This window comes from Legionella sp. PC997, from assembly GCF_014109825.1.
Taxonomy (GTDB): Bacteria; Pseudomonadota; Gammaproteobacteria; order Legionellales; family Legionellaceae; genus Legionella.
The window spans coordinates 1,832,276-1,848,795 of record NZ_CP059576.1; the positions used below are offsets into that span (position 1 = coordinate 1,832,276).

Sequence of the window (16,520 nt, forward strand, 5' to 3'; positions counted from 1 at the left end):
ACAAAGTCTATCCCGTATGAAAGAATCTATTATTTTTGTGCCGCAATTTTTGCCTTAATCATAGGATAGTAAGTTCTGTAAAAACTTAAAAACACATACATTCCAACATAAGCTAGGGAAAGTGTAAGGCAAATCACATTTGTATTAGGGTAACTAATGAGCAAACAAATTGAACTAACCGCATAAGTAATAGAGCATACATGCATAAGTATTTTTAATATTTTGGAGTCTGTTAAATAGTCCAATCTTGAAGGGTATACGTATTTTACAGGTACAAAAATAAGGATAGAAAGTATAGTCAATATAATTGCATTTGTGATGGCGGAGGTATTAAAAATAAACATGTATAAAATAGTAATATTCCAGTAACAAGGAAATCCTTTAAAAAAATGATCTGGAGTTTTTGCATCAGATTGACAAAATTGATAAGCCGAAGTAATGGATACCGCTGCGATTATGAAAACTGAATAACTAGATGGAAGCATCCCGGGCTTAACAAGCAAGAAAAAGCAGGGAGTGATAACATAATTTAGATAATCAACAATATTATCCAGTAATGCACCATCAATTTTAGGTAAAATTTCTTTAATATTAACTAACCGAGCAAGACTTCCATCAACTGCATCGATAACCACCGTAATAAGCATTAGCCATAAAGCAAAAATATATTCATGCTGATACATCTTTACTAAGGAAAAGACACCAATACAGGCTGCGCTTGCAGTAAAGATATGCACTGACCAAGCCGCTACGTACTGTAAGGGATGGAATTGCTGTTTGCTTAAGTTCATTAATTATCCTAGTTTTAATAGAAAACCATTGCTTAAAGCGAGTTTAATTATGGATTTCTAAAATATTTATTAATTGTATTAATATATTGCTTTAAACTACTGTTGCTTTTTTGAAAAGCTAGAAATATAAAAATAGTATCAATAATCAAAAGTAGTACGCAAGGAGAGTTGATAACTTTAATGAAATATACTTTATTTGTATGGAGACATCATGATAATTCAAACAGTAAATCCCGCAACTGAACAAACACTACAAAGCTATAACTGCTTAAGTGAGCAGGAAGTTACCGAAAAACTTAACAAAGCACATGAGGCGTATCTGGAGTGGAAAAAAACATCGTTTACTAAAAGAAAAGCTTTAATGCTGCGGCTCGCGCAATTGTTAAAATCTAAAACAGAAGAGTTGGCACATTTAATGTCAGTTGAAATGGGTAAACCAATAACTGCTGGAATCGCTGAAATTAATAAGTGCGCTTGGTTATGTGAGCATTATGCTGAACATGCTGAAGAATACCTTGCTGATAAAGTGGTCCAAACGGATATGAAAAAATCAAAAGTATGTCATTTACCACTTGGGGTGGTTTTTGCCATTATGCCTTGGAACTTCCCATTTTGGCAGGTGTTTCGCTTTGCTGTACCAACACTTATGGCTGGTAACGTTGCAGTATTGAAGCATGCTCCTATCTCGTCAGGAACTGGGAATAAAATAGAGGAGCTCTTTCTGGAAGCTGGATTTCCTGAATATGTTTTTCAACATTTAATTGTCGATAATGATGGAGCCGCTAAAATTATAGAACATCCTGCAGTTATTGCTGTTACGCTAACAGGAAGTGGGCGTGCGGGAAGTGCGGTTGCAAGTCACGCAGGAAAATTTTTAAAAAAAGCCGTGTTAGAGCTTGGGGGAAGCGATCCTTATATTGTTCTTGAAGATGCTGATCTAGATCTGGCTGCCCGTTGTATTGTTAATTCAAGACTTAGCAATTCAGGTCAAGTTTGTATTGCTGCTAAGCGGATCATTGTTTTAAAATCTGTCGAAGAAGAGTTGGTACAGAAAATAATTGAGCACATTTCAACATTTAAAATGGGGGATCCACTCAATTCTGAAACCAAGCTTGGGCCATTAGCGCGTTCAGACTTGCGCGAAAACTTGCATATTCAAGTAGAAAAATCAGTAAAACAAGGTGCTAAATTATTGCTAGGTGGTATAATTCCGGAAGGAAAAGGTTTTTATTATCCACCAACTTTGTTGACTAATGTGACACCTGGCATGCCAGCTTTTGATGAGGAGTTATTTGGACCTGTTATTGCTATTATAACAGTCAATAATGAAAAAGAAGCCATTGAATATGCCAATCAAAGCCAATATGGTTTAGGTGCCGCAGTGTTCACTCGCAATTTAGAAAGGGGAGAGCACATAGCTACTTATGAAATAGAAGCTGGCGCTTGTTTCGTTAATGCTTTTGTGGCTTCTGATCCTAGATTACCATTTGGTGGAATAAAAGAATCAGGCTTTGGCCGTGAGTTATCAAGAGAAGGTATATTAGAGTTTGTTAACACAAAAACCATAGCCATTAGTGATTCATAACATTAAGTTTGCAGCCATTACTTAAAAGTGTTGGCTACAGTATGATTTTTTTGGCCACTCACACGGAGCCGATTTATTTATTGGCTCCGTGTGAGTGGCTGGTTATTTTTTATTTAAACAATAATTCTCGCTGTAGGGCTGAGGCAAAATCGACGAGGTAAAACAACAATGTCTTATAAATTTGAAGAGGGTAAAGATGTATTAATTGAAGCCATTGTAGATAAAATTAGAAACTCTATGGTAGGTGATCAAACCGAGTTTTGCGCCGAATTTGCTAAGCAGTTGTATGGTACTGTAGCAATGGAAGACCTGAGTTCATGGACAATTGATGATCTTTATGGCGCTGTAGTAAATTTTTGGTCTTTAATTAGTGAACGTGCCCCACATGAAACGAAAATTAGAATCTATAATCCTGATTATGAACGCCATGGATGGCAAACTACCCATACTGTAATTGAAGTTATTTGTGATGACATGCCATTTTTAGTTGACTCTATTCGTTTGGTAATTCATAGAATGGGATTGTCCTCTCATTTAACCATTCATATGGGTGGTATTCGGGTTAAAAGAGATAAAAAGAATCGAGTTTGTGAAATCTTACCTCGTACTCAAATATTAGACGAGAAAGGCGTAATCCATGAAGCGCCAATATTTCTCGAAATAGATCGCCAAACTGACCCCAAGATGCTTGAAGAGTTGCACAAGGGATGCGAACGCGCTCTTGAAGACAACCGAGTTGTTTTTGAAGATTGGGAAAAAATGCGTGCTGCAGTTCGAGAAGCAATTTCCGAGATCGATAAAGTATCTTCTGTACTCGATTTAGATGAGGTGGAAGAAACAAAAGCATTTTTACACTGGATAGAAGATCATCATTTTACTTTTTTAGGAATGAGAGATTACGAATTAGCACAAAAAGGTAAAGAAACCATTTTACAAGCAGTACCTAATACAGGATTAGGCCTTTTGCGTGAAAATGTTTCTAAATCGATGACACGCAGTATTTCCGCAATGACACCTGAAGCACGCGAATTTACCTTATCCCCACGCATATTAGTTACTTCGAAAACAAATACGTTAGCCAGTGTTCACCGTGATGCTTATACTGATTATATAGGAATAAAACGATTTAATGCCCAAGGAAATGTGATTGGAGAAAGAAGAATAATTGGTCTTTATACTTCTGCTGCCTATCATACTAACCCCAAACAAATTCCATTCTTGAGACGTAAAGTTGCGCTCATTATGGAAAATTCCAAATTAAACCCACGCAGTCATGCGGGTAAAATATTATTGAATATTCTAGAAACGTTACCCAGGGATGATTTGATTCAGGGAACAGAAGAAGAGCTTCTAGAAATTGCAATGGGTATCTTTTACATGCAAGACAGAAAACGTATTCGATTATTCGCGCGAGTGGACGTTTATCGTCGTTTTGTTTCTTGTCTGGTCTATGTTCCTAAAGATAGGATTAATACCGAATTAAGAATGGCAATGAAAAAAATTCTTGATGAAAGTTTTAATTCCGTTGAGACTACCTATTCAACTCAATTTACCGAGTCTGTTTTAGCACGGGTACATTTTATTATTAAAATTAATCCGAATATACCCCTTGAATATGATTTAAAAGATATTGAAAGAAAATTAATTGAAGCGGGCCGTTCATGGACTGACGATTTACAAACCCATTTATATGAGGCATATGGAGAGGAACAAGCAAATAGCCTTTTTGGGCGTTATAAAAATGCATTTCCTCTTGCTTATACGGATACGTTTCCTGCTAGAACCGCAGTTTATGATATTAAACATATTGAATTACTTACACCTGAACAGCCCTTGGGCATTAATTTTTACAAACCGTTGGATGAGACAGAAAATAGTTTTAGATTAAAAGTGTATCAGCATGATACTACGATCCCTCTATCTGATGTTTTACCCATATTAGAAAAACTAGGTTTACGCGCAATAAGTGAGCGTCCTTACTCATTGAAATTTGAGGATGGCAAAGTAGCATGGATTAATGATTTTGCCATGCAATATAATAAGCCGATTGAGTTTGATCTGGATGAGATAAAGGAATTGTTCCAGAACGCTTTTGCCAAAGTGTGGTTTGGTCAAGCGGATAATGACGGTTTTAATCAGTTGGTTTTAGCGGCTGGACTAAATTGGCGCGAAGTAGCAGTACTACGTACCTACGCCAAATATTTCAAACAAATTGGTATTACTTTTAGTCAAGACTATATGGAAATGGCATTAAATAATAATGTCGCTATCGCTAAAAAGTTAGTAAAATTATTTGAAATTCGTTGCAATCCTGCCGATGATCCACATAGAGAAGACCGTTTTGCTGATTTGTCCATTGAAATACTAAATGATCTGGATACGGTATCGAATCTTGATGAAGATAAAATAATCAGACAGTATATTCATGCGATTAGTGCTACATTACGTACTAATTTTTATCAATTAAATCAAGATGGACACCATAAACCTTATATTTCGCTAAAACTAAACAGTAAGATCATCCCTGGTGTTCCAAAACCACATCCTATGTTTGAAATCTTTGTTTATTCTCCACGTTTTGAAGGGGTACATTTGCGAGGGGGCAAAGTGGCTCGCGGAGGCTTACGTTGGTCTGATCGAAGAGAAGATTTTCGTACGGAAATACTTGGCTTGATGAAAGCGCAGCAAGTGAAAAACTCAGTAATTGTGCCTAGTGGTGCCAAAGGTGGGTTCGTTCCTAAGTTTTTACCTGTAAACGGCACTCGTGAAGAAATAATGGCCGAAGGAATCGGTTGCTATCAATTATTTATTCGTGGTCTTCTCGATATTACAGATAATTACGTTGAAGGAAAGGTAGTTAAACCTGCGAATGTCGTCTGCTATGATGAAGATGATCCTTACCTGGTGGTTGCTGCAGATAAAGGTACAGCAACGTTCTCTGACCTTGCTAATGCTATTTCTTTAGAGTACGGCTTTTGGTTGGGTGATGCTTTTGCATCAGGTGGCTCAATAGGTTACGACCATAAGAAAATGGGAATTACGGCTAAAGGTGCATGGGAGTCAGTGAAACGGCATTTCTATGAATTGAATATAGATATTGAAAATAACGATTTTACTGTGGTTGGTATTGGCGATATGGCTGGAGATGTTTTTGGTAACGGTATGTTGTTATCCAAACATATTAAGTTAGTAGGTGCATTCAATCATATTCACATTTTTGTTGATCCGAATCCTGACGCAGAGGCCAGTTTCAAAGAGCGTGAACGCCTATTCCATTTACCACGTTCAAATTGGACAGACTATGATAAAAAGCTTATTTCCAAGGGAGGCGGGGTATTCAATCGTAATGCCAAATCCATACCTGTTAGTAAGGAAATGCAAGCTGTTTTCGGAATTAAACAAACTGAAATCGAACCAAATGAGTTAATTAAAGCAATTTTAAGAGCCAAGGTTGATTTACTTTGGAGTGCTGGAATTGGTACTTATGTTAAAGCGAGTACGGAGTCAAATTCTAATGTTGGGGATCGAACCAACGATACAACCCGGATTAATGCCAAACAATTACGTTGTAAAATCGTGGGCGAGGGCGGCAACTTAGGATTAACCCAATTGGCACGCGTTGAATACTCACTCAATGGGGGTATGGTTTATACCGACTTCATTGATAATTCTGGTGGTGTGAATTGTTCTGACAAAGAAGTAAATATTAAGATTTTGCTCAATAGTATTGTTGCAGTCGGTGATTTAACTCCAAAACAACGTAATGAGTTGTTAATGGAAATGACTGATGAAGTAAGTAAACTAGTACTTCGTGACAACTTTTTGCAAACCCGTGCCATTAGTTTATCTGCTTCACAACCTCTTCAGGCATTGGATCTCCAAAGTCGTTACATCAGTGAACTGGAACGAACCGGAAAAATCGATCGTAATCTGGAATACTTGCCCGACGATAAGATTATTATGGAACGCAAATTGATGGGCAAAGGGCTAATGCGTCCAAGTATTGCCGTATTAATGTGTTACAGTAAAATGATTCTTAAGGAACAAATTCTGGCCTCCGGTGTTCCTGAAGAAGCATATATGACGCAATTTTTAATTAGTTCTTTTCCCAAGCCTTTACAAGAGCGATTTAGCAAACAAATGCAATCGCATCCCTTAAGAAGAGAGATTATAGCTACTAAGTTAAGCAATATTATCGTAAATGAGATGGGCTTTACCTACATGTACAGATTACAAGATGAAACGGGTGCTCCTGTTTCAGCAATCGTAAGAGCTTATGTCATTACTCGCTCTGTGCTTAATCTTGAATCTGTTTGGAAACAAATAGAGGAGTTAGGTACGCAGATCAATGCTAAAAAACAAATAGAAATGATGATGCTTTATGCTAGATTGGCCCGTCGCATTACCCGTTGGTTCTTGCGTAGTCAGCGTAGGTCTTTGGATATTTCTGAAGTTGTAAAACTCTATGCACATGGGATTGTCGAATTGAAGAGGTCCATACCAGCAATCTTAAGTGAAGAGCGAAGAGTCAAATACAATGAAGATTATCAAGCGCTTATTGAGGAAGGTATTCCACCAACCCTCGCGCATGATTTAACCGTCACTCGCGGTTTATTTGCTGCAACAGACATCATAGATATTGCTGATAAGAGAGATATGAAAGTAGCCCAGGTTGCTGAAATTTATTTAGGAGTCGGGGAATTCTTGGATCTTGCTTGGATAAGAAAGCAAATTATTATGCATCCAAGTGAGAATCACTGGGAGTCTTTGTCTCGAGAAGCATTAAGAGATGATTTGGATTGGCAACAACGTCAACTCACTGCGGGACTGATTAACTATGATGGTGGGAACCCAGATCTGCAGGCGCGTCTTGCTTCATGGGGAGAATCGCATCGTACACTAATTCAACGTTGGCGCTTTATTTTAGCGGATCTGAAAGCAAGCTCAGTTCTAAACTATACGATGTTCTTCGTTGCAATTAGAGAGCTACTCGATCTGACTCAAAGTACTTTTCAATCCTACGAGTTAGCTGAGCAGGAGGCCTAGCTTAAGAGCTGGCAGTAGCCAGCTCGGGCAACATTATTAGATTTTATTAAAATTGATTGCCAGCAGCCTGGGTTTCCTGAAACGAGCCCAGATTGATCTGGCGTATCATGGGTTTAACAACAGCATATCTTCGGAGTTCATTTATAAATTAATGGGTTGGATAATTTGATAGAGACCTCGGTCAACTCTATAGGTTGATTATGCCCATCAAGAAATACAGTTTGACCGGATTCTTTCAATATACTGACTGCAATTATATAATGCCCAGACCCCAGTATAGAAAAATCAACCAACTCACCCATTTCTGTTCCCTGAGGTTGTTCCAAGAGTTTTTGACCAGCATAGAGACTATGATGCGTTTTAATTTCATAGACGCTCATTTGATGTTTTAAGGTCGCTTTATAATGCATACGCGCAATAATTTCTTGGCCTTTATAACAGCCTTTATTGAAATTAATGTACGGGGTTTTTTGTAAATCGAGCCTATGTGGTAAAAACAAACCTCGAGATTCGGGATAAATCTCTACTTGCTGCTGAGATAGCCTTAAAGTATGCCAGGTTAATGAGCCAAGATACTGGTCTTTTTTTAAAAAACGATCTTGAATCTCCAATGCATTCTCATTAAGTACTAAAAAAATATAAAATCCATTTCCTAGGTGATAAAAGCATGAGTGTGCAGTATAAGATTGTGCATAAAGTGCGTTAGGAAAAAATTTTGTATCAGGAATAATATCTTCTTGATTTTGTAAATAAAATCCAAAAATCTTAAATTGGGTGTTTGATTTAAGATTAACACGAGATAAAAGAGCATATTTATTCAATGAATGAAGCGTCGCTTCTTGTACATCTTTAGGAAGTATTAACTTAATGCCGTGCCAGTTAATAATATCCATTAAGGCGAGAATTCGTCCTTTAAGATTACACTGGGCGCTTTGAATCATTTGTATATCGGATACGGAGCCTATATCGCTGGTTAATTGGCCTTGAAGAAAATCAATGGCTTTACTCCCTTCAACATCAATGGCACATAAATAAGATAAATCAAATAAATAATTTTTTTCAGGTGATAGCTCTAACTCATCTTCTAAGGGTTTAAAGGTGTTTAAGATTCTGTTATTAATTAAATGGGTAAAAGTCGTGCTCATCGTTCTAACCTAAATAAAAACAGTTATTTTTCAAGTAACTGTTGAAGTAAATTTTGTAGAGTTTATCTGATTTTTAAACTCCCCATAAAATGGTTTTAAAGAGAAACTTAAGGATTTCCGTTTATATAGACAGTAGTGTATCATTTGTCCGTTATAAGATCACAAAGAGATTAACCATGTTGGATGTGAAGGAAAAAGCAAAACTCGAATGGCACTGCCGCCGAGGAATGCTGGAGTTAGACCTTATTTTACAACGGTTTCTTGAGCAACAAGTGGATCATTTATCGATACAAGAACTTGCTGCTTTTAATTCATTATTAAATTGTACCGATCCTGAGTTATTTGCTTGGTTGATGGGGCATAACGATCCACAAGATAAAGAGTTAAACGAAATTGTCACCCTTATCCGAAGTAACAATTGAACCAGGAAAGTCAAAGATTTATTTACGGTTAGTTTTAGTAATTTATTTCATTACAGTTTTTTTAATTTTCTTTTCCTCCATATATGTATTGATCAAACTGATTTTGATTTGTTCTATTTTAATTCTGATAAACATTGATTTGCTAAATCAAAATCCGTGTTCATCTATTAAAAAAATTCAATTTATTGGAAATAAGTGGATTTTGGAAATGCGTCAGGGTAATAAACAATCATATACTCAAGCCGTAGTCCTAATCCATAATCCATTTTTTCAGCTTATTGAATTTGTAAATTCAGGAGACAAGAAACGGATCGTTCTATTTCTTGATCAAATTACAAATCATCAATTACGTTTACTACATCTCAAAATAAGTCAAAATAGTATATAATTGTACATATGGTATAAATAAAGGCCAATCATTTAAATAATGGAATTATGAGGAAGTGATGAGTAAAGAAACTTCTTATAGTGATGAGGACTTGATTAATTTGGCGAGACAGGGAGACATGGAAGCTTATAATCTGTTGTTATCGCGGTATAACAATAAAATACAACAAATTATTCACTTACATATTCAAGATCGAGCAAATGTTAGTGATCTGGCACAAGAAGTATTAATTAAAGTTTATCGCTACTTACATTATTTTAAAGAAAAAAGCCAGTTTTCTACATGGCTGTACCGAATTACTCAAAATACAATTAAAAATCACTATAGAACTACCAATCTACGCTTGGATCTTGAAGCAGAATATGCTGATAGTTGTTATCCAGGGGTAGAGCTCTCTCCCGAATATTTGATAATGAATATTGAGTTCGGGGAGCGATTGGAATTGATTCTTTCTACTTTATCCGAAGAGCTACGGCTTTGTTATGGGATGTATATCCTTGATGGTAAATCTTATGAAGACATTGCGAAGAGAATGGATTGTCCGATCGGAACCGTACGATCTCGTATTTTTAGAGCTCGAAAATTGATCATGGAATCAATGGATCAATTTGTTTTATAAACATTTTTTTCGTTCCACAATTATGATATAACCCACTTTTTGAATCGTTTATAATCAGTTATTTTCTAAATACTATAAAGAGTAACTTCATGCCTAATCCTCTGGAAACACGTTTAGCGAACTGTCGAGATAAACTTTTACGGTTTTATGTAGAGGATGAACATGAAGCAAGGATTCTTCAACAATTAAAAGAGGTTGATGCGTATTATAAAGGTTCATTCGATAAAACAACTATGCGCTCTAAAGCAATTGTAGAAAGTTATGAGTTATTTGTTGATCATCTCTCTAAAGTTAAAAACGGTGAACTTTCTTCAGAACAAGCATTCCACAAAATTCAAGAGATCACATTTAATAGAAAGCTAGGTATTGCCTTTTATAATATTGCCAAGGCATTGGAAATGACTTTTTGGGCTATTTCCACCCCCGTTTTTTTACTGGGAGCCACTTCGGTCAATGTATCCAACCCTATCTGTGGATTATGTTTAACCATCATTTTAACTGGGCTAATCATAAAATCAATAAATAATTTTTTTGAATGTGCTAACGATTTCAAATCATATACTCGATTACTTGAAGAGGATGAACGGGAGCGAAGTTTGGTATCATTTTTTAAACCCGCTGTTTCTTCCTTACAGGAAACAAACCTAATCAGTTCAAATATGCAGTTAACTCTAAATTTAGATCTGACATTTGGTTAGTTTTTCGAGGAAGCGGATCTCAGCTTTAATCGTATTTTCAATTAGTTGCATCATCTTTAATAGTCGTTTTAATTATGATATAAAAGCGTTCTGATTATTTACTAATCAAGCCGATTTTATTTTTCTTCATTAACTTAAGGGATGAATTATGACTGGTTCATTGGGAAAACGTTTAAATGATTGCGATAAACAAATTGATGACCTATTTAATGGAGTGACACTCAATGAAGAAATTGAAAGACAATTAAAAGCAATTAAGAGTTATTATCACCAATTATATCTTGACGCGATTGATGAAGAAGCTGAAAAAGAACATATTGAAATGTATGAGCTTCTGGCCGCTGGTCTTGAAGGAATAAAAAATGGAAAGTTGAAGCCTGATTCCGTGTTAAAGGAACTGGATGAAATAACTTCCTTAAGAAAGTCAAACATTGTTTTAGAAAATATTCTCACCTCATTAGAATTACTTTGTTGGGCTTTGCTAGCAGGTTCTTTTTTTTCTTATTGTGTTCTTATGGCGCCGCCATTGGTAGCAGTTAATCCTTTTTTTGCTTTAGCGGTAATATCAATTTCTTGCATGGCTGCAATCTATTGTGCAGTTAACTTTTTTAATTGTATTGATGATTTTAAATCATACAGTCCTGTTGAAGACGAATTAAAACGAGAAAAAAATATAATTTCATTTTTTAAGTCCCCACAAACTTCTGAGTTACCTCCCAAAGTATCTGAATCGAATGATCTTCTAAACAGAGAAACCTTATATCCTGTATTTAATTAACTAAAGCCGCCCGGATAAAGGTAGTGTTATCCGGGACTCGGATAAGATAGGATTCGACAAGGATAATCGATTTTTAGATTTTATCTGATATATTCAACAAATAAGCTGCTATTCAAAAAACATATGATAAAATGCTACATTCTATTAAACTCTTAAAAGAACTTTATGCTGGAAAGTGACCGCTTAATCAGTACTCAAAGTACTGCCTCGGAAGAGGCCATTGATCGTGCCATTAGACCTTTAAGTCTCCGTGAGTATATCGGGCAAGATGCTGTAAGTTCGCAGATGCAAATTTTTATTGATGCAGCTAGAAAGCGAAAGGATGCTTTGGATCATGTGTTAATCTTTGGTCCCCCTGGTCTTGGTAAAACCACTTTAGCCAATATCATTGCCCACGAAATGGGTGTGAATTTACGTCAAACATCGGGGCCTGTGATTGAACGAGCCGGTGACATTGCGGCAATACTTACTAACCTGCAAGCAAATGATGTGCTCTTCATTGATGAAATTCATAGGCTTAGTCCTGTAATAGAAGAAATACTCTATCCAGCAATGGAAGACTATAAACTAGATATCATGATTGGTGAGGGGCCTGCTGCACGTTCTATAAAACTGGAATTACCACCTTTTACCTTGATCGGAGCAACGACGCGAGCAGGATTACTTACTTCTCCTCTCCGAGATCGATTTGGTATTGTACAGCGTCTGGAATATTATTCTGTTGATTCTTTAACACAAATTGTTACCCGGTCAGCACAATTACTAAATGTAAAAACTAAACCCGAAGGAGCGAGAGAAATTGCATTACGCTCACGAGGCACACCACGGATTGCAAATCGATTATTACGACGTGTCAGGGATTATGCGGAAGTTAAAGGTGGCGGTATTATTAACATTGATATTGCACAAAAAGCTCTAAAAATGTTGGATGTAGACAAACATGGTTTCGATCTCATGGATAGAAAATTATTGTTATCAGTAATTGAACAATTTAATGGAGGTCCTGTAGGTGTGGATAGTATTGCAGCTGCAATCGGTGAGGAAAAAGGCACAATTGAAGACGTTTTGGAGCCATTTTTAATACAACAAGGATTCCTTATGCGCACACCAAGAGGTAGAATAGCCACAACAAGAGCTTACCAGCATTTTGGTTTAAACATAGTGGAACAGGATTGATCAAATGGATGCTACAATTGTGCATCAACATTCCTATCGAGTTTACGCTGAAGACGTAGATTATATGGGAATTGTTTATCATGCGAACTATCTTTGTTATTTTGAGCGGGCCCGAACAGAAATGTTAAGGCAAAGTAATTTAATTCTCTCTGATTTAATGAAGAAGGATACTCTTTTTGCGATATATGATGCACATATTCGTTATAAAGCACCCGCTCGTTTAGATGATTTGCTAACAGTTAAAACTCAAGTTCAACAATTAGGAGCTTGCAGTTTTTTATTTGATCAGAGCATGCAAAATCAGCAGGGCAAAATTGTTTGTGAAGCTAAAATTCAAGTGGTATGTGTCGATAGCAATTTGAAGCCAAAGCGATTTCCAAAATGAATAAAGAATGGTTTTCGTTATCGGCTTGTAAATAAAAATATAATCGATGATGATTCATAGAAATAAGATCTTGGTACTGGAGATAATATAAATGGGTAATCAAGCAAACGTATTAATGTACTTTATGCAAGCAGGTCTAGTTGTTAAATCAGTCATGATGTTACTCGCTGCTGCTTCCATTACTTCATGGACATTAATATTTCAACGCGCCTGGTTTTTCAATCGCAAAAAACAGCTCACTGATTCCTTTAATCAGAGATTTTGGGATAGCGGTGATTTAAGCAGACTTTATGCCGATATCGATAGTAATTCAGAAGAGCGAGATGGCATGGCTGCTATTTTTCATGCGGGCTTTAAAGAATTTGTACGTGCTAGAAAACTAGGTAATGTAATTATTGAACCCATTCAGCGGGTCATGCAAATAACTCATGCTAAGGAAGCTGAAAAGCTGGAAAAACATTTACCATTTTTTGCTTCCGTGGGTTCTATAGCCCCTTATGTAGGATTATTTGGTACTGTTTGGGGTATAATGACCTCCTTTCAGGCATTGGGTCATGCTCAACAAGCCACCATTGCTATGGTCGCTCCAGGTATTTCTGAAGCATTAGTAGCAACAGCTTTAGGTTTGTTCACAGCAATACCGGCAGTTATTGCATATAACCGATATACTACTCGTGCTAATGATTTATTAAATCGATTTGACTTATTTCAGGAAGAATTAATATCGCTTATAGAACAACAAAACAGTGATACTGTAAGAGGGTAAAATTTGAAATGATCAGACCAAAAACCAAACGTGAGCGTCCCATATCAGAAATTAATGTCGTACCCTATATCGATGTTATGTTGGTTTTACTTGTTATTTTTATGATCACAGCACCAATGCTGAGTCAGGGAGTAACTGTAGACTTACCTAAAGCAGCAAGCCAGACCCTATCACCTACAGATAGAGAACCTATTATTGTTTCAGTAAATCAACAAGGGGCGTATTTTCTTAATATCAGCAGCACACCCGCGGAGCCTATAGAGTCTCAAGCTTTAGTGGTTCGTGTTGCTGCAGAGTTGGAATTAGCAAAGCAGTCAGGCCAGAAGCTTAATGTTTTAGTTAAAGGAGACCAGGGCGTCGCATACGGTAAGGTGGTTCAAGCAATGGCTTTACTGAAGCAAGCAGGGGCAGAACAGGTAGGGTTGTTAACTGATTCCGAGCAAGAAAAATCAGAGGGCCTAGCATGATAAGCAATCCAAGTTATCGTAAACCTTTTTTTGCTGCAATTGGCTTGCATCTTTTTTTAGTGGCCATGCTTTTGACCGATAGTTCAAGCCAACGACCTGTTTTAACGGCGGAAACCAAGAATACGCCAGGAGTAGAGCAACCAATTGCTGTTACACCACAACCCGAAATAGTGAAAGCAGTGAGTGTCGATAACAAACAAGTTATGGAGACTGTAAATCGCTTGAAACAGGAACGGGAGCAACAAAAAAAGGCCGAAATTAATCGACAAAATGAACTCAAGCGTCAGGCTGAAGTGGCAAAACAGCAAAGGATAAAAGAGCAACAACAACTTGCTCGACTTAAAGAAGAAGCGAATAGGATAGCTATTGCACGTAAAAAACAAGCAGAAGAAGAAAAAAAGCGTTTAAAGAAACTCGAAGAGCAAAAAGCATTGGAAGCAAAGCGCATTGAAGATTTAAAAAAGCAAAAGGAAGAGTTGGTAAAGCAACAGAAACTTGAAGCTAAGAAGCTTGCTGATTTGAATAAGAAAAAAATGGTAGAAAAAGAGCAAGCTGAAAAATTAAAAGAAGAACAAGTTCAAAAAGAAAAAGCAGATCTTGCAAAAGCAGAAATGGAAAGGAAAAAACAAGCTGAAGCCGCAGCTGCAGCGAAACAAGCACAAGCAGCAAAAAATGCCGAGGCACAGGCACGTATTGCTGGGGAAGTTGATAAATATAAAGCACTTATTGTAAATGCCATTGGTAGAAACTGGATATTGCCTGAAAATGTTGACAGCAGTTTATCGAGTCAATTCAGGATACGGCTTGCTCCCGATGGAATGGTATTGGAAGTTACTTTAACCCGTAGTAGCGGTGATCCATTGCTTGATCGTTCAGCACAAACGGCTATTTATAAAGCATCACCACTACCTGTGCCCGCAGATGCAGAAACATTCAACCTGTTTCGCGATATAAGTTTAACCGTTCGACCAGAACAAGTGAGGGGGTAAAACTCGTGATTAACCGACTTATTACACTTTTTTTAATACTTTTTACGCAGCAAATTTTTGCTCTTGATTTAGAGTTAACCCAAGGGATTAATTCAGCTTTACCTATAGCAATCAATTCTTTTGGTTCAAATAATACGGCTCAAGAAATCGGACAAATTATTGAAAATGATTTAAATTTATCAGGACAATTTCGAATTGTTTCCGGGCCCCAAGGTGCCAACGCACAATCATCTGTAAGCACGTTGAAACAACTCGGAGCTGACAGTGTTGTTACGGGACGGGTTAATCAAGTAGGAAACCATTATGAAGTAAGCTTCACTTTAACTGATGCCGTGGCTAATGGAGCTACTCTATTAACAAAAACGTATCAGATTGGCGCGAATCAAATTAGACACTTAGCACATCATATCAGCGATGAAGTATATCAAAAGTTAACAGGGGAGAGGGGTATTTTCTCTACTCGTATCGCTTATATTTCGGTCCAAAGAACACCGAAAAGTACTCGTTATTCACTCGAAGTTGCGGATGCGGATGGATATAATCCACAAAGCTTATTGATTTCATCCGAACCTATTATGTCCCCCGCATGGGCTCCGGATGGTAAAACTATTTCTTATGTTTCGTTTGAGAAAAAAAGAGCACAGATATTTACTGTTTCAGTTGAGACAGGTCAACGACGCTTGATTACCAGTTTCCCGGGTATTAACGGGGCACCCGCGTGGTCTCCTGATGGAAGGGAATTGGCTGTTGTATTGTCTAAAAGCGGAACACCAAAAGTGTATAGTATAGATATCAATACCGGAAATATGAAGCAATTGACCTTTGGCGATGCTATTGATACTGAGCCACGTTATGCTCCCGATGGTAAAAGCTTATTATTTACTTCAGGTCGAGGGGGGTCGCCACAAATATATCGTTTATCTTTAGCTAATGGCCAAGTAAGTCGAGTAACCTTTGAAGGCAACTATAATGCTCGAGCTTCTTATACCCCAGATATGAAAAATATTGTGATGTTGCATCGCGACGACAAGCAATTTAACATAGGATTACAAAGTGCAAGCGGTGGACCAATTGCCAGCCTAACTTTTTCTGGCCGTGATGAGTCCCCATCTGTTGCACCTAATGGTCGTTTAATTCTTTATGCGACCCATAATCAAGATAAAGGTGTATTGGGTATCGTTTCTCTGGACGGTAGAATAAGAATGAGACTCCCCGCACGTGAAGGAGATGTACAAGAGCCTGCGTGGTCTCCCTATTTGGGCTAA

15 protein-coding genes are annotated in these 16,520 nt (G+C 37.2%); 13 read left to right on the top strand and 2 right to left on the bottom strand.

Annotated elements, in window-relative coordinates; all coding sequences use genetic code 11:
- Nucleotides 1-29: 29 nt before the first annotated feature.
- On the bottom strand, nucleotides 30-791 hold the full coding sequence (gene pcsA / locus HBNCFIEN_RS07800) for a phosphatidylcholine synthase (RefSeq protein WP_182393523.1): 762 nt from the start codon (nucleotides 789-791) through the stop codon (nucleotides 30-32).
- A 211-nt stretch (nucleotides 792-1,002) separates the two neighbouring features.
- Here pcsA and HBNCFIEN_RS07805 point away from each other — a divergent pair, with 211 nt between their 5' ends.
- The gene (locus HBNCFIEN_RS07805) at nucleotides 1,003-2,376 is read left to right on the top strand and encodes an NAD-dependent succinate-semialdehyde dehydrogenase (RefSeq protein WP_182393524.1); all 1,374 of its coding nucleotides are present in this window, start codon (nucleotides 1,003-1,005) and stop codon (nucleotides 2,374-2,376) included.
- Between the two features lie 168 nt (nucleotides 2,377-2,544).
- Nucleotides 2,545-7,422, top strand: a complete 4,878-nt coding sequence (locus HBNCFIEN_RS07810; protein ID WP_182393525.1) for an NAD-glutamate dehydrogenase — start codon at nucleotides 2,545-2,547, stop codon at nucleotides 7,420-7,422.
- Between the two features lie 137 nt (nucleotides 7,423-7,559).
- On the opposite strand, the gene HBNCFIEN_RS07815 is transcribed toward HBNCFIEN_RS07810, so the two are convergent.
- A complete protein-coding gene (locus HBNCFIEN_RS07815; protein ID WP_182393526.1) occupies nucleotides 7,560-8,567 on the bottom strand; it encodes a folate-binding protein YgfZ in 1,008 nt (335 codons plus the stop codon).
- Between the two features lie 176 nt (nucleotides 8,568-8,743).
- Between HBNCFIEN_RS07815 and HBNCFIEN_RS07820 the strand changes: the two genes are divergently transcribed.
- The 11 genes from HBNCFIEN_RS07820 (at nucleotide 8,744) to tolB (ending at nucleotide 16,520) form a co-directional block, all read left to right on the top strand.
- The gene (locus HBNCFIEN_RS07820) at nucleotides 8,744-8,989 is read left to right on the top strand and encodes a succinate dehydrogenase assembly factor 2 (RefSeq protein ID WP_220471013.1); all 246 of its coding nucleotides are present in this window, start codon (nucleotides 8,744-8,746) and stop codon (nucleotides 8,987-8,989) included.
- Nucleotides 8,990-9,197: 208 nt separating this feature from the next.
- Nucleotides 9,198-9,377: a hypothetical protein gene (locus tag HBNCFIEN_RS17710; protein ID WP_255464400.1), complete on the top strand. Its 180-nt coding sequence runs from the start codon at nucleotides 9,198-9,200 to the stop codon at nucleotides 9,375-9,377.
- 58 nt (nucleotides 9,378-9,435) lie between these two features.
- Nucleotides 9,436-9,996, top strand: a complete 561-nt coding sequence (locus HBNCFIEN_RS07830; protein WP_182393528.1) for a sigma-70 family RNA polymerase sigma factor — start codon at nucleotides 9,436-9,438, stop codon at nucleotides 9,994-9,996.
- An 89-nt stretch (nucleotides 9,997-10,085) separates the two neighbouring features.
- Nucleotides 10,086-10,694 carry a DUF5638 domain-containing protein gene (locus HBNCFIEN_RS07835; protein WP_182393529.1) on the top strand — a complete coding sequence of 203 codons (609 nt, stop codon included), beginning with the start codon at nucleotides 10,086-10,088 and terminating at the stop codon, nucleotides 10,692-10,694.
- Between the two features lie 148 nt (nucleotides 10,695-10,842).
- Nucleotides 10,843-11,472: a DUF5638 domain-containing protein gene (locus HBNCFIEN_RS07840; protein ID WP_182393530.1), complete on the top strand. Its 630-nt coding sequence runs from the start codon at nucleotides 10,843-10,845 to the stop codon at nucleotides 11,470-11,472.
- Between the two features lie 165 nt (nucleotides 11,473-11,637).
- Nucleotides 11,638-12,648 (top strand): Holliday junction branch migration DNA helicase RuvB, encoded by a 1,011-nt coding sequence (gene ruvB, locus HBNCFIEN_RS07845; RefSeq protein ID WP_182393531.1) that lies wholly within the window; start codon nucleotides 11,638-11,640, stop codon nucleotides 12,646-12,648.
- Between the two features lie 4 nt (nucleotides 12,649-12,652).
- On the top strand, nucleotides 12,653-13,033 hold the full coding sequence (locus HBNCFIEN_RS07850; protein WP_182393532.1) for a YbgC/FadM family acyl-CoA thioesterase: 381 nt from the start codon (nucleotides 12,653-12,655) through the stop codon (nucleotides 13,031-13,033).
- Nucleotides 13,034-13,124: 91 nt separating this feature from the next.
- Nucleotides 13,125-13,799, top strand: a complete 675-nt coding sequence (gene tolQ, locus HBNCFIEN_RS07855) for a protein TolQ (RefSeq protein WP_182393533.1) — start codon at nucleotides 13,125-13,127, stop codon at nucleotides 13,797-13,799.
- An 8-nt stretch (nucleotides 13,800-13,807) separates the two neighbouring features.
- Complete coding sequence (gene tolR / locus HBNCFIEN_RS07860; protein ID WP_182393534.1) at nucleotides 13,808-14,266, top strand: protein TolR; 459 nt, start codon at nucleotides 13,808-13,810, stop codon at nucleotides 14,264-14,266.
- Nucleotides 14,263-15,255: a cell envelope integrity protein TolA gene (gene tolA / locus HBNCFIEN_RS07865; RefSeq protein WP_182393535.1), complete on the top strand. Its 993-nt coding sequence runs from the start codon at nucleotides 14,263-14,265 to the stop codon at nucleotides 15,253-15,255. Before tolR ends, tolA begins: the two co-directional genes overlap by 4 nt.
- 5 nt (nucleotides 15,256-15,260) lie before the next feature.
- Complete coding sequence (gene tolB, locus HBNCFIEN_RS07870; protein WP_182393536.1) at nucleotides 15,261-16,520, top strand: Tol-Pal system beta propeller repeat protein TolB; 1,260 nt, start codon at nucleotides 15,261-15,263, stop codon at nucleotides 16,518-16,520.

Excerpts from the sequence above, each read along its gene's own strand:
- ruvB (WP_182393531.1), top strand. The coding sequence starts at position 11,638 with ATGCTGGAAAGTGACCGCTTAATCAGTACTCAAAGTACTGCCTCGGAA.
- tolR (WP_182393534.1), top strand. The coding sequence starts at position 13,808 with ATGATCAGACCAAAAACCAAACGTGAGCGTCCCATATCAGAAATTAAT.
- HBNCFIEN_RS07835 (WP_182393529.1), top strand. The coding sequence starts at position 10,086 with ATGCCTAATCCTCTGGAAACACGTTTAGCGAACTGTCGAGATAAACTT.
- HBNCFIEN_RS07850 (WP_182393532.1), top strand. The coding sequence starts at position 12,653 with ATGGATGCTACAATTGTGCATCAACATTCCTATCGAGTTTACGCTGAA.
- HBNCFIEN_RS07830 (WP_182393528.1), top strand. The coding sequence starts at position 9,436 with ATGAGTAAAGAAACTTCTTATAGTGATGAGGACTTGATTAATTTGGCG.
- tolQ (WP_182393533.1), top strand. The coding sequence starts at position 13,125 with ATGGGTAATCAAGCAAACGTATTAATGTACTTTATGCAAGCAGGTCTA.
- tolA (WP_182393535.1), top strand. The coding sequence starts at position 14,263 with ATGATAAGCAATCCAAGTTATCGTAAACCTTTTTTTGCTGCAATTGGC.
- HBNCFIEN_RS07840 (WP_182393530.1), top strand. The coding sequence starts at position 10,843 with ATGACTGGTTCATTGGGAAAACGTTTAAATGATTGCGATAAACAAATT.
- pcsA (WP_182393523.1), bottom strand. The coding sequence starts at position 791 with ATGAACTTAAGCAAACAGCAATTCCATCCCTTACAGTACGTAGCGGCT.
- HBNCFIEN_RS07810 (WP_182393525.1), top strand. The coding sequence starts at position 2,545 with ATGTCTTATAAATTTGAAGAGGGTAAAGATGTATTAATTGAAGCCATT.
- HBNCFIEN_RS17710 (WP_255464400.1), top strand. The coding sequence starts at position 9,198 with ATGCGTCAGGGTAATAAACAATCATATACTCAAGCCGTAGTCCTAATC.
- HBNCFIEN_RS07805 (WP_182393524.1), top strand. The coding sequence starts at position 1,003 with ATGATAATTCAAACAGTAAATCCCGCAACTGAACAAACACTACAAAGC.
- HBNCFIEN_RS07815 (WP_182393526.1), bottom strand. The coding sequence starts at position 8,567 with ATGAGCACGACTTTTACCCATTTAATTAATAACAGAATCTTAAACACC.
- HBNCFIEN_RS07820 (WP_220471013.1), top strand. The coding sequence starts at position 8,744 with ATGTTGGATGTGAAGGAAAAAGCAAAACTCGAATGGCACTGCCGCCGA.